Consider the following 12,160-nt stretch of genomic DNA (forward strand, 5'->3'; position numbering starts at 1 on the left):
GCCGCCCTGGCCGGCCGCTCGCTGATCGAAGAGCCTCCGGGAAACATGCCCTAGCCGGGCGGCCCCGGGAGGAACCGTACGGACGGCCTGCCCTGCGGTCCCCGCGGCTCCACCTCCGAGCGCACCCCGTACACGTCGGCGATCAGCCCCTCGGTGACCACCTCGGCCGGCGTGCCCGCCGCCACCGGGCGGCCTTCCTTGAGGACCAGCAGGCGGTCGCAGAACATCGCCGCCAGGTTCAGGTCGTGCAGCGCCACCACCGCGGTCACCTCCAGGCGCGCCACCAGGTCCAGCACCTCCAGCCGGTGGGCGATGTCGAGGTGGTTGGTCGGCTCGTCCAGCAGCAGCTCGCGCGGCTCCTGCGCGAGGGCCCGCGCGATCTGTGCGCGCTGGCGCTCGCCGCCCGAGAGCGTGCGCCAGAGGTCTTCCGCCCTGTCGGCCAGCCCGACCCGCTCCAACGCGCGCTCGACCGCGTCGTCGTCGGCCCGGGACGCCGACGGCCACCCGCGCCGGTGCGGGATCCGCCCGAGCCCCGCCACCTCGGCCACGGTCAGGTCCGTCTCGGTCGCGGCGTCCTGTTCGACCACCGCGATGCGGCGCGCCGCCTCCCTGCGCCCCACCCGCGACAGCGGCACGCCGTCGAGCTCGACCACGCCCGAGGCCGCGGGGCGCAGCCCGGCCAGCAGCCGCAGCAGGGACGACTTCCCCGACCCGTTGGGCCCCAGCAGGCCGGTGGTGGACCCCGGTTCGGGGCCGAGGCTCACCCCGTCGACGACCAGCCGACCGCCGACCGTCCACGACACCTCACGCGCGACCAGGCTCACCGGGCACCTCCCATCGGCGGGTGCGGGGACCGGTCCGGAGCCGGGCGTGCAAGGGCGCTGCCGGACCCGCTGCGCATCCGGCGGCGCTCCTGGGCGCGGGGACGGCCGCGGTAGAGGATGTACATGAACGCGGGCACCCCTATCAGCGATGTCACGACCCCCACAGGAAGCTCCTGCGGGGCGAACGCGGTGCGGGCCAGGGTGTCGACCCACACCAGGAAGACCGCCCCGGCCAGCGCGCTCGCGGGCAGGACGCGCAGATGGCCCGGCCCGGTCAGCGCCCGCACGGCGTGCGGCAGGACCAGGCCCACGAAGCCGATCGCCCCGGCGGCGCTCACCAGGAACGCGGTCAGGAGCGCCGTGGCGGTCAGCAGCACGAGCCTGGCGCGCCCCACGGCCACCCCCAGCGCTGCCGCCGCGTCCTCCCCGAACGCGAAGGCGTCCAGTTCCCGCGCGCGCGACACCGCCACGGCGACGACGGCGACCAGGGCGAGGGCACAGGGCCACACGTCCTCCCACCGCACGCCCCCAAGTGAGCCGAGCAGCCAGAACAGCACTCCGCGCGTCTGCTCGGCGTCGGCGGAGGAGAACACGATGACGGAGGTGAGCGCCGAGAAGAGCTGCATCACGGCCACACCCGAGAGCACCACTTTGGCGGTCGTGCCCCCGGACAGCCGACTGAGCAGGAGCACCGCGGCGAACGACACGCACGCGCCGACGAACGCGCCGCCGGACAGCGTGATCAGACCGCTCCCGGCGCCCAGGACGACGACGAGGACCGCGCCGGTCGACGCCCCCGATGACACCCCCAGCACGAACGGATCGGCCAGCGGGTTGCGCAGCAGCGACTGCAGCACCGCGCCGCACACCGCGAGACCGGCCCCGCACACCGCGGCGAGCAGCGCGCGCGGCAGGCGCAGGTCCCACACGATGCCCTCGCGGATCGGCGTCAGGCCCGAGGGCGGGCCGCCGAGCCGCGACCAGGCCACGGCCGCCGCGTCGGGCACCGTGATCCCCGCCGGGCCGACGGTCACCGCGATGGCGACCGACAGGGCCAGGAGGGCGAGGGCGGCGGCCGCCGCGGCGGCGCCTTTGGCCGCCGTCACGAGGAGGCGGAGGAGGGGGCGGCGTCCTCGGACGACAGCGCTTCGGCGACCTGCTCGATGCCCTCGACCGTCCGGATCGACGGGTTCATCGCCGCGCCGCTCACGACGATGTAGCGCTCCTCCCGTACGGCCTCCATCTCCTTGGTGACCGGGTCGCTCTCCAGGAAGGCGATCTTGTCCTCGGCGCTCTCCGCGGACTGCGCCTCCCGGGTCAGGTCGCCGAGCACCAGGTGGTCGGGGTCGCGGTCGGCGACCGCCTCCCAGGAGACCTGGGGCCACTCGTCGGCGGTGTCGTCGAGGGCGTTCTCCGCTCCGACGGCCCCGGTGATGATCCCGGGGGCGCCGCAGCACCCGGCCATGTAGGGCGACCGCGAGTCGGAGAACCAGTACATGAGGGTCACGCCGTCGCCGTCGGCCGCCGAGGCCGCGTCCTCCACCCGGCCCTGGAGCTCGGCGACCAGCTCCTCGCCCCGCTCCTCGACGCCGAACAGGGCGGCCAGCTCGCGGACCTCCCGGTAGACGGTGTCCATCTCCAGCGGCCGGTCCCGGGACCCGTCGCCGCCCGTGGAGTTGTCCTTGCCGACGCAGTCGGAGGGGGAGAGGTAGGTGGGCACGCCCAGCTCCTCGAAGTCGTCCCGCTCGGCCACGCCGCCGGTGCCCAGGGTCGAGGCGAACGACGCGGCGACGAAGTCGGGTTCGGCGTCCAGGACGCGCTCGAAGGAGGGCAGGTTCTCGGCGAGCCGGGGTACCTTCGCCTCTTCGTCCTCGAGCCCCTCCATGACAGGGTCGGTCCACTTGGCCGTGCCGACCATGCGGTCGGCCAGTCCGAGGGAGAGCAGGATCTCGGTGGTGCCCTGGTCGAGGGAGACGGCTCGCCGCGGCGGGGCGGACACGTCGACCTGCCTGCCGCAGTTCTCGACGGCCTCCGGGGCCCCGGAGGCCGCGGCGCCCGGCGCCGGCTCCCGTGCGCCGGAGCCGCACGCGGAGAGGACGAGCGCGACCGCCGCCAGGACGGCCGCGCAGGCCACGGGCCGCCGACCGCCGCGGGGGCGGGAGGACGGGCGGATGTGCGGGGGGATGTGCGGGCGGGGGCGTCCCGCCGGGCGTGCAGTCGCCACGGAGGCCTTTCCTTACGTGGGGCCCATGCGCGGGGCCCGCGGACACGTGCACCCGGACCGCCGAGGCGGCGGCCGCCGGGGCCGGCCGGGTCTTCGGACTCGGGATCGTCCGGACGGGGCGCCTTCCCGGGACGTGCGGGCGTCCCAGTGGCGTCGTGCCCCGACCGTCCCCCTCACCGCTGCGCGTCAGTCCCGGATTCGCACCGGGTTCCCTGTTCACCCCCGCGGGGGCGGCCGACGGCTGGAAACGGTAGCAGCCGGGATCCGTCCGGCCGACGGCGAGGTCCCCGGGCGCCACCGCGGCGATCGGGTGCAAGAAGTTGCAGGCCGCGGCGGGAGAGGGGGTTCCCGAGGAGGTGGTGGGCGTGTGAGGCCGTTCACAACGCGGCGGATTGCTGCTATCTTGCAGCGCACACTGAAAGTTCTTGCAGGATTAGCAAGAACCTTGCGTGGAGGTCGCGGCCCTCCGGTGGGGCGCGGCCGTCCACTCCCCCGCACCCCCGCACCCCGAGGAGAGCTCCATGCCCCTCACCCTCCGAAGAACCCTGGCCGCGGCCGCGGCGCTGCTGATCGGCTGCGCCCTCATCGCCGCGTCCGCACTGCGCTCCGATCCCGGCGCCGCGCAGGCCGCCCCCGCGGCGGCCGCCGAGGCCCCCGCCGCCCCCGCCGACGGCCCCATGGTCCACCTCTTCCAGTGGCGCTGGGAGTCGGTCGCCCAAGAGTGCGAGGACGTCCTCGGCCCCAACGGGTACGCCGCCGTCCAGGTCTCCCCGCCGCAGGAGCACGTCGTGCTCGAAGGCGAGGGCTACCCCTGGTGGCAGGACTACCAGCCGGTCAGCTACCGCCTCGACCAGACCCGGCGCGGGACCGCCGCCGACTTCCGGGACATGGTCGACCGCTGCCGCGGCGCCGGTGTGCGCGTCTACGTCGACGCGATCGTCAACCACATGACCGGCACCGGGTCGGTCGGGTCCGGCCCGGGCAGCGCCGGAAGCGAGTACGAGAAGTACGCCTACCCCGACCTGTTCGGCGACGGCGCCTCCGGCTACTCCGAGCAGGACTTCAACACCGCCGAGTGCGGCCGCGACATCGAGGACTGGAACGACCCCTGGGAGGTGCGCACCTGCGAGCTCCTCGGGCTGAGCGACCTCGCGACCGGCGACGCCTACGTCCGCGACACCCTGAGCGCCTACCTCTCCTCGCTCGTGGAGATGGGCGTGGCCGGGTTCCGGATCGACGCGGCCAAGCACATGCCGCCCGAGGACCTGCGGGCCGTGGTCGACGGGCTGCCCGCCACCGTGCCGGGCTGGGACGGGCCGCCGTACATCTTCCAGGAGGTGATCGCCGACTCCGCCATCGGCGAGGACGAGTACACCGGCATCGGCGACGTGACCGAGTTCGACTACCAGCGCGGGATCGGCCACGCCTTCGCCGACGGCGACCTGCAGGCCGCCAAGGGCGTGGGGGACGGCGCGCTGGCGTCCGACAGCGCGGTGGCCTTCGTCGTCAACCACGACACCCAGCGCAGCGAGCCCACCCTCACGCACCGCACCGACCGGGACCGCTACGACCTCGCCCAGGCGTTCCTGCTGGCGCACGGGTACGGCACGCCCAAGGTGATGTCGAGCTACGACTTCACCGGGAACGACCAGGGGCCGCCCATGTCGGGCGACGGCACGACCGCGGCCACCGACTGCTCACAGGACGCCTGGGTGTGCGAGCACCGCGCGCTCAACGCGATGCCGACGTTCACGAACGCGACGGCGGGCGAGGCGGTCTCCTGGCTCGACGACGGCTCCCAGCGGGGCCGGGCGGCGCTGGAGCGCGGGTCCGCGGGCTTCGCGGCGTTCAACGCGACCGGACAGGAGTGGACCGCCGGGTTCGCCACCTCCCTGCCCGACGGGACCTACTGCGACGTGGCGTCGGGCACGTTCGCCGACGGCGCGTGCGACGGGGCGACGGTGCGGGTCGAGGGCGGCGACGCGAAGGTCGCGGTCCCGGCCGAGGGCGCGGTCGCCCTTCACGTCGGCGCGATGGTGGAGGGCGACGGCTCGGACGGCGACGACGGCTCCGGGGACCCGGGCGAGTGCTCGACGGTGGAGGCGGCTTTCGCCCCGACGGTCGAGACGTTCTACGGGCAGGGCGTGTACGTCGCCGGGTCCGTCGACGAGCTGGGCGGCTGGGACACGGACCGGGCGCTGGAGCTGTCGACCGATGAGTCGTCGTACCCGGTGTGGCAGGGGTCGGTCGACCTGCCGCCCGGTGCGGAGTTCGAGTACAAGTACATCAAGAAGGACCCGGACGGCACGGTGACCTGGGAGTCCGGTGGGAACCGCACGGGCACGGCCGCGGGGGAGGGGTGCGCGGCCGAGTTCACCGGCGACTGGCGCGACTGATGCGGTAGAGGCGCTGTGAACCGGCCGGGCGGCCCGGCCCCTCAGGGGGGCGGGCCGCCCGGCTCCGCTTCGTCGGCGGGGCGGTCGGGCAGGCCGAGGCGCAGGTGCTCGACATGGTTCAGGGCCTGGTCGATGAGCTGGGCCACGTGGTGGTCGTAGAGCGTGTACACCACCGACCGGCCCTTGCGCTCGCCGGTGACCAGTCCCAGGTTGCGCAGCAGGCGGAGCTGGTGCGAGCAGGCCGACTGCGTCATGCCCACCGCGTCGGCCAGCTCGGTGGCGGGCAGCGGCCCCGCCCGCAGGCGGGACAGGATCAGCAGGCGGGACGGGGTGCCCAGGGCCTGCAGGGTGGCGGCCACCTTCTCGGCGGCGGCCGCGTCGAGCGCGGGCGCGGCCGCGGAGGCGGGGGTTGCGAGTTCGTGGCCCATGCCGCCATCCTACTTCTATGAACTAATGAAGACTTGTTCATATGTTCCTGTATAGTGGCGCCCCGACCGACCGTGGACCCCCTGTGCGGGCCCACATCCGCCCCGACCGCACGAGGCCCGACGATGCCTTCGACCTCCGCCCCGGCCGCGCCCGCACCGGCGGCCCAGCTCGCCGCCGCACCGCGCCGCCACCGCACCCGCCTGCTGGAACTGCCCGAGGTGCGCTGGGCCGCGGCCGCGCTCGCGGTGTTCCTCACCGCCCTGCCGCTCGACCTGCTCGGCGGCCCGCCCCTGCTCACCGGCCTGCTCTACGCCGCCGTCTACGCCCTGGGCGGCTGGGACCCCGCCCTGTCCGGCCTCAAGGCCCTCAAGGAGCGCACCCTCGACGTCGACCTGCTGATGGTGGTCGCCGCGCTCGGCGCCGCCGCCGTGGGCGAACCGGGGGACGGCGCCCTGCTCATCGTCATCTTCGCCGTCTCCGGCGCCCTGGAGGCGGTGGCCACCGCCCGCACCGAGGACTCGGTGCGCGGCCTGCTCGACCTCGCCCCCGCCACCGCCACCCGCCTGGGCGGGGACGGCCGGGAGGAGTCCGTCGCCGCCGAGGACCTGGCGGTGGGCGACACCGTCCTGGTGCGCCCCGGCGAGGCGGTCGGCGCGGACGGGCGCGTCGTCGACGGCCGCAGCGAGGTCGACCAGGCCACCATCACGGGCGAGCCCCTGCCCGCCGCCAAGGGCCCCGGCGACGAGGTCTACGCCGGCACCCTGAACGGGGCCGGGGCGCTGACCGTGCGCGTGGAGCGCGAGGCCGGGGACGCCGTCGTCGCCCGCATCGCCGCCATGGTCGAGGAGGCCTCCCGCACCACCTCGCCCACCCACCGCTTCATCGAGCGCATCGAACAGCGCTACAGCATCGGCATGGTCGCCGCCACGATCGCCGTCTTCGCGGTGCCGCTGGCCTTCGGGGCCGACCTGGACACCGCGCTCCTGCGCGCGATGACCTTCATGATCGTCGCCTCGCCCTGCGCGGTGGTGCTGTCGACGATGCCGCCCCTGCTGGCGGCGATCGCCAACGCCGGGCGCCACGGCGTGCTGGTCAAGTCGGCCGAGGCCCTGGAGCGCCTGGCCGCCGCGGACGCGGTCGCGCTCGACAAGACCGGCACCCTCACCGAAGGGGCCCCGCGCGTGGCGGACGTGCACCCGATCGGCGACGGGGGCCGGGCGGCCCTGCTCGCCCTCGCCGCGGCGGCCGAACGCCCCAGCGAGCACCCGATCGCCCGCGCCGTGGTGGCCGCCGCCCGCGAGGAGGGGGAGGAACCCGCCGAGGCGCGCGATTTCTCCTCCGTCCCGGGGGAAGGGGTGTGGGCCCTCGTCGACGGTGAACAGGTGGCCGTGGGCAGCCCCGCCCGGCTGCTGGGCGGACCGGCCGACGGCGCCGGCGACGGCGGCGCCGCGCACGAGCGGGCGCGGGCGCAGGCCGAGGCGCTGGAGGAGCAGGGCCGGACCGCCGTGGTCGTGCTCCGCGGCGGCCGCCCCGCGGGGGTGCTGGGCCTGGCCGACCGGATGCGCGAGGGCGCCGCCGCGGCCGTGTCGGCCCTGGCCGCCCGCACCGGGCGCCCGCCGGTGCTGCTCACCGGGGACGCCCCGGCGGCGGCGCGGCGCACGGCCGAGGAGGCCGGGATCACCGAGGTCGAGGCGGGGCTGCTGCCGCAGGACAAGGTGGCCCGGGTGCGGGCGATGGAGGACGGCGGCGCCCGCGTGATGATGATCGGCGACGGGGTGAACGACGCGCCCGCACTGGCGGCGGCCCACACGGCCGTGGCCATGGGCCGTTCGGGCTCGGACCTGTCCCGCCGCACGGCCGACGCCGTGGTGGTCCGCGACGAGCTGGACGCGGTGGCCGCCGCCGCGTCGCTGGCGCGCCGGGCACGGCGCCTGGTGCTGCAGAACCTGGTGATCGCGGGGGTGTTCATCACGGCCCTGGTGGCGTGGGACCTCTTCGGCCACCTGCCGATGCCCCTGGCGGTGGCGGGCCACGAAGGGTCGACCGTCATCGTGGCGCTGAACGGCCTGCGCCTCCTCGGCGAAGGGGCCTGGCGGAGGGCGGCGTCGGCGTAACCGGCCCCGCCGTCGCGGTCCGGCGGGGGCCTGGTGTGCCCTCGGGGCCGGTGGACACGCCCGTTCGGACGTGTGGAGTTCAGCCTCTCGGGCAGGGGTGCACGCTAGCGTTGCGGCCTGGGAATAGGGAGGGATCACGTGGACGAGCACCCCGAGGACGGGAAGGGGCGCGGGGCCGACGGCGGACCGGGCGCCGAGGGCGCGGCGGAGCGGACGGCGGGAACGGACGCGGAGGACGCCCGCGGCGGGCAGGAGGCCCCGGGCGCCGCCCCTGGGGCGCGGCCGGACGACTCCGCCGGGGACGGGTCCTCCGGCTCCGGCGGGGTCCGGACGAACCCCGCCGACACGGCGGTCCGGGCGGCGGGCCGCGGGGGAGCGGTGCCCAACTTCTTCGTCCTGGGGTTCACCGGCGCCCTGGGGGTCCTCACCGCGTGGGTCCTGGTCCAGGCGCTCGTCGAGATCAGCGGCGTCTTCATCAACATCCTGGTGGCGCTCTTCCTCGCCGTCGGCCTCAACCCCATCATCGAGTACCTGCGCCGGCGCGGCCTGCCCCGCTGGGCGGCCATCCTGACCGTCTGCGCCGCGCTGGTGCTGTTCACCGCCGTGTTCGTGTGGACCCTCGTCCCGCCGCTCACCCGGCAGGTGACCGAGTTCGCCGAGAACGCGCCCTCCTACCTGCGCCGGCTCCAGGAGAACCCGGCCGTGGCCGACCTGGACGAGCGCTTCGGCGTGATCGACCAGGTGCAGTCCCTGGTGACCAGCGCCGACTTCGGCCAGCAGGTCTTCGGCGGCGTGTTCGGATTCGGGCAGGCGGTGCTGAACTCGCTGGTGGCGACGTTCACCGTGCTCATCCTCACGCTGTTCTTCATGGCCTCGCTGCCCGGCATCACCGAGACCGGCTACCGGCTGGTGCCCCGGTCGCGCCGGAGCGGCGTGCGCGAGCTGGGCGACGAGATCGTGCGGCGGGTGGGCGACTTCATCGGCGGGCAGCTGCTCATCGCCGCCATCGGCGGCGTCGTGGCGTTCCTCTTCCTGACCGCCATCGGCTCCGGGTACGCCCTGACCCTCGCCCTGGTGGTGGCGGTCACCGCGCTCATCCCCCTGGTGGGCACCACCATCGGCGCGCTCGCCGCGTCCCTGGCGGTGGCCGTCGGGGACCTGTTCCTGGGCGGGGTGACGCTGGTGTTCTTCCTCGTCTACCAGCAGATCGAGAGCTACGTCATCTCGCCGCGGATCATGCAGAGGTCGGTCGACGTCGCCCCCACGGTCACCATCACCTCCGCCCTCATCGGCGGCGCGATGCTGGGCCTGGTCGGCGCCCTCATCGCGGTGCCCGCGGCGGCGGCGATCACGCTGATCCTGCAGCGGGTCGTCTTCCCGCGCCTCGACGCGTCCTGACCCGTCGCCGGGTTCGGGGCGCCCGGTTCAGCGGTCGGCGGGGAAGTAGCGCCCGTCCGGGAAGAGGACCCCGCACGCCCGCTCCTCGGGCGGCGCCCCGTTCAGGCTCCGTGCCTGCGGCGAACCGTCGGGCTCGAACCCGATCACGGCGAGGTCGAACGGCGCTTCGGCGAGCACCGCGCGTGCGGTCGAGGCGAGCCACGCGTCGAGGGGCAGCCGCCACTCCAGCGACGACGGCCCTCCGTCGGGCCCGAACGGGAAGGCGCCGATGCGGGGGTCCGTCGCGCCGAGCGCCCCGAGGGGCAGGTACAGCGACAGCCAGGCGGGTCCGTCGTCCGGGCGGACCGCGACGCACCCGCACACGACGCGGTGCCCCGACGGCAGCGTCAGGACGCCGCGCAGATGCCCGTACTCCGCCAGCGAGGAGAGCGTGAGCGGAACCCCGGCCTGGTCGCCGGGCTCACGGTCGCGCGAGCCGAAGCAGCCCTCGACCCCCGCCGCCGGCCACAGCGCGGACAGGACGCGCTGGAGGCTCCGGCCGCCGTCGCCGACCTCGAACGCGGTCTCGTAGAACCCGCCGGTCCAGTTCTCTGCGTGGGACAGGACGGAAGGGCCGGGGCGGGGCGCGGGACGGGGGCGCATGGGCCGATTATGCGCCAGGCGCGCCGCCCCGCGCCGTGGGTCCCGCGGTGGACGGCAGGCCAAGGGGCGCGGCGGAGCGGCCCGGACGGGTGGGCCCCTTCTCGACCGCTCCGTTACCTGAATGTGACCAGCGGCGCATTTTGACCGGGCTCTTACCGAGGAGTCCGGGCGTGCGGCCGGTTCCGGGGCGGTCCACCCCCGCCGCTTTAACCCGCCCGACCCCCGTTGCCACCCTCTTGACCTCGCCTTTTGCTTGACGCGGGGTTACTGTTGCCGGTGTTCGGCCCGTGAGGCGGACGCGGCCCTGACGCCGCCGCCCCGTCCACGACGCCGCCGGACCCCGGCGCTCGAGACGCGCCGGGATCGAGGCCCCCGGCCCTGAGCGGGAGGGGGAGGCCCCGGCCCACGCGCCGCCTCCCCGCCCGGCGCCCGTCCCCGGCGTCCGACCCGCCCTTCCGAAACCACTCGCGCCATCGGCGTGCCCGGATTCGCCGCGCCCCAGACCCGCCGCGCCCGAATCCGCCGTGGAGCCCCCGGCCTCGCCCGTCCAACGCCACCACCGGCCCTGCACCGGGAGCACCGTCGCACATGAGCACTGAGAACGCCGTTCAGCACGGCCAGGTCACCGCCTCCTACTTCTGGGACGACGGCTCCGGCATCAACGGAGACACCGGCGCCCCCGCCTCGGGCGAGCCCATGCAGGAGGGGCTGGCGGCCAGCCCGAGCTGGCCGCTCGGCACCGAGGGGTACGTGGAGTACAACGGCAAGAAGGCCGACTTCTTCATCGGCGACCGCGGCCCGGGCGACCCGGCCGAGGGCTGCAACGTCCTGCTCGACCTGGACGGCAAGACCTTCGCCGAACTCACCGGTGAGGACTGGAACGACTCCAGCTACACCGTCTCCGGCGGCAACGGCCACATCGACGTCGAGTACACCATCACCAAGTGGGGCGACGGCCACGGCACCGAGGGCGCGCCGCGCCCCATGGGCTCCGGCGAGGAGTGCACCGACGCGGTGTCCCCGGTGCCCGAGGACAAGTCGGGCGAGGCGAAGCAGGAAGAGAAGAAGGAGTCCGGCGACGCTAAGGACGGCCACGAGCAGACCGGCGCCGCGGCCGACGGCGGCGACGACGGCGGCCAGTCGGGCCAGTCGGGGACCGAGGCCTCGACGGTGGCCAACGACATGTCGGGGGTGGACTTCGCCGCGGCGGACGCCCCGCTGGCGGCCGGGGCGCTGGCCATGGCGTTGATCCCGGCCCTGCTCGTCGCCGTGCTCTTCGCCCGCCGCGACCTGGTGCTGGCCTGGGTCGGCCACGACCGCGCCGCGGCCTGGGGGGAGAAGGCCGCCGCCCTGCGCGACCGCGGGGCCGAGACGGGAGCGGCCGGCGCCGAGCGCGTGCGCGCCGCGGCCGCCCACGCCGTCGCCGCCGTCCGGGAGCGCCTCGGCCGGAGCGAGTGACGTGACCGGGGGCCGGTGCTGCGGCCCCCGCCGATGACCTTCCGCGCACGGGCGCGGGCACCGTACCGAACGGTGCCCGCGCCCGTCGCGCTTTGGGGCCCCGCACATTCGGGCACCGACATGCGTGAACGGCCGCATTCGGCCGGTCACAGCTTAATTGTGGCTGTTTGGGTTGATATCAATCACCATGGGTGATTGTGAGCGGCAGCCAGAACATCATCTGCGGATCCCGCCTGAAGACTTCTCTACAAGTCGGGTGCATTCGAGGAGGAGGCCGCCGAAGGCCCCGCCGACCCGGTCAACGCGGCCAAGGCCCGCCTGGAAGCGGGGGCCGGGCGCTGGCCGGGCCCGCACACACCGATGACGCGCTGCGCGAGCTGGGGCGCGGAATCGCAGCGTTCGAGCGGTGCGGTCGCCTCCTGCAGCAGGCTCGGGCGCATGGGGAGCGGGCGCGGGTGCTCCGGACGCGTCCCTCCGACCGTTGGAGGGACCGCTTGCGCACCGCCGCCGGGTTGTACCGGGGCATCGGCGACGACCGCGCGGCCCGCCGGGCAGAGGTCCTGCTCCAGGGATAAGGGGGATGAAGAAGCCGAATCGGGCGCGCGGACGCGGCGGTCCTGGGTGATGTCAATCGGTTGTTGCAGGGAAGTCGTTGAGGGCCTCTGCCGGGGTGCG

General features: G+C 75.0%; 9 protein-coding genes and 1 riboswitch. Of the genes, 4 read left to right on the forward strand and 5 right to left on the reverse strand.

Translation table 11 applies throughout. The features are described 5' to 3' along the window. Positions 1 to 50: 50 nt before the first annotated feature. The 3 genes from O4U47_RS30490 to O4U47_RS30500 are packed head-to-tail and all read right to left on the reverse strand — an operon-like array spanning position 51 to position 2,997. On the reverse strand, positions 51 to 824 hold the full coding sequence (locus tag O4U47_RS30490; protein WP_270681460.1) for an ABC transporter ATP-binding protein: 774 nt from the start codon (positions 822 to 824) through the stop codon (positions 51 to 53). Further along, positions 821 to 1,930 carry a FecCD family ABC transporter permease gene (locus tag O4U47_RS30495; RefSeq protein WP_270681461.1) on the reverse strand — a complete coding sequence of 370 codons (1,110 nt, stop codon included), beginning with the start codon at positions 1,928 to 1,930 and terminating at the stop codon, positions 821 to 823. Before O4U47_RS30495 ends, O4U47_RS30490 begins: the two co-directional genes overlap by 4 nt. After that, positions 1,927 to 2,997 (reverse strand): ABC transporter substrate-binding protein, encoded by a 1,071-nt coding sequence (locus O4U47_RS30500; protein ID WP_408639053.1) that lies wholly within the window; start codon positions 2,995 to 2,997, stop codon positions 1,927 to 1,929. Before O4U47_RS30500 ends, O4U47_RS30495 begins: the two co-directional genes overlap by 4 nt. Before the next feature lie 118 nt (positions 2,998 to 3,115). Then, positions 3,116 to 3,301: riboswitch (cobalamin riboswitch) on the reverse strand. A 268-nt stretch (positions 3,302 to 3,569) separates the two neighbouring features. Between O4U47_RS30500 and O4U47_RS30505 the strand changes: the two genes are divergently transcribed. Continuing rightward, positions 3,570 to 5,444, forward strand: a complete 1,875-nt coding sequence (locus O4U47_RS30505; protein WP_270681462.1) for a carbohydrate-binding module family 20 domain-containing protein — start codon at positions 3,570 to 3,572, stop codon at positions 5,442 to 5,444. Positions 5,445 to 5,485: 41 nt separating this feature from the next. Here O4U47_RS30505 and O4U47_RS30510 read toward each other — a convergent pair whose 3' ends face one another. Beyond that, the gene (locus O4U47_RS30510) at positions 5,486 to 5,872 is read right to left on the reverse strand and encodes an ArsR/SmtB family transcription factor (RefSeq protein WP_270681463.1); all 387 of its coding nucleotides are present in this window, start codon (positions 5,870 to 5,872) and stop codon (positions 5,486 to 5,488) included. Positions 5,873 to 5,995: 123 nt separating this feature from the next. Here O4U47_RS30510 and O4U47_RS30515 point away from each other — a divergent pair, with 123 nt between their 5' ends. Together O4U47_RS30515 and O4U47_RS30520 are read left to right on the forward strand one after the other, a co-directional pair. Further along, positions 5,996 to 7,987, forward strand: coding sequence for a heavy metal translocating P-type ATPase (locus tag O4U47_RS30515; protein ID WP_270681464.1), 1,992 nt, complete (start codon positions 5,996 to 5,998; stop codon positions 7,985 to 7,987). Positions 7,988 to 8,125: 138 nt separating this feature from the next. Beyond that, positions 8,126 to 9,385: an AI-2E family transporter gene (locus O4U47_RS30520; RefSeq protein WP_270681465.1), complete on the forward strand. Its 1,260-nt coding sequence runs from the start codon at positions 8,126 to 8,128 to the stop codon at positions 9,383 to 9,385. A gap of 27 nt (positions 9,386 to 9,412) precedes the next feature. On the opposite strand, the gene O4U47_RS30525 is transcribed toward O4U47_RS30520, so the two are convergent. Next, positions 9,413 to 10,027, reverse strand: coding sequence for a hypothetical protein (locus O4U47_RS30525; RefSeq protein WP_270681466.1), 615 nt, complete (start codon positions 10,025 to 10,027; stop codon positions 9,413 to 9,415). A 588-nt stretch (positions 10,028 to 10,615) separates the two neighbouring features. Here O4U47_RS30525 and O4U47_RS30530 point away from each other — a divergent pair. After that, a complete protein-coding gene (locus tag O4U47_RS30530) occupies positions 10,616 to 11,485 on the forward strand; it encodes a hypothetical protein (RefSeq protein ID WP_270681467.1) in 870 nt (289 codons plus the stop codon). Positions 11,486 to 12,160 lie beyond the last annotated feature (675 nt).

Source organism: Nocardiopsis suaedae (genome assembly GCF_027706745.1).
In the GTDB taxonomy this organism is placed as follows: Bacteria; Actinomycetota; Actinomycetes; order Streptosporangiales; family Streptosporangiaceae; genus Nocardiopsis_A; species Nocardiopsis_A suaedae.

Bases quoted from the DNA above. Each gene is read 5' to 3' on its own strand.
- O4U47_RS30530 (WP_270681467.1), top strand. From the start codon at position 10,616: ATGAGCACTGAGAACGCCGTTCAGCACGGCCAGGTCACCGCCTCCTAC.
- O4U47_RS30515 (WP_270681464.1), top strand. From the start codon at position 5,996: ATGCCTTCGACCTCCGCCCCGGCCGCGCCCGCACCGGCGGCCCAGCTC.
- O4U47_RS30505 (WP_270681462.1), top strand. From the start codon at position 3,570: ATGCCCCTCACCCTCCGAAGAACCCTGGCCGCGGCCGCGGCGCTGCTG.
- O4U47_RS30525 (WP_270681466.1), bottom strand. From the start codon at position 10,027: ATGCGCCCCCGTCCCGCGCCCCGCCCCGGCCCTTCCGTCCTGTCCCAC.
- O4U47_RS30510 (WP_270681463.1), bottom strand. From the start codon at position 5,872: ATGGGCCACGAACTCGCAACCCCCGCCTCCGCGGCCGCGCCCGCGCTC.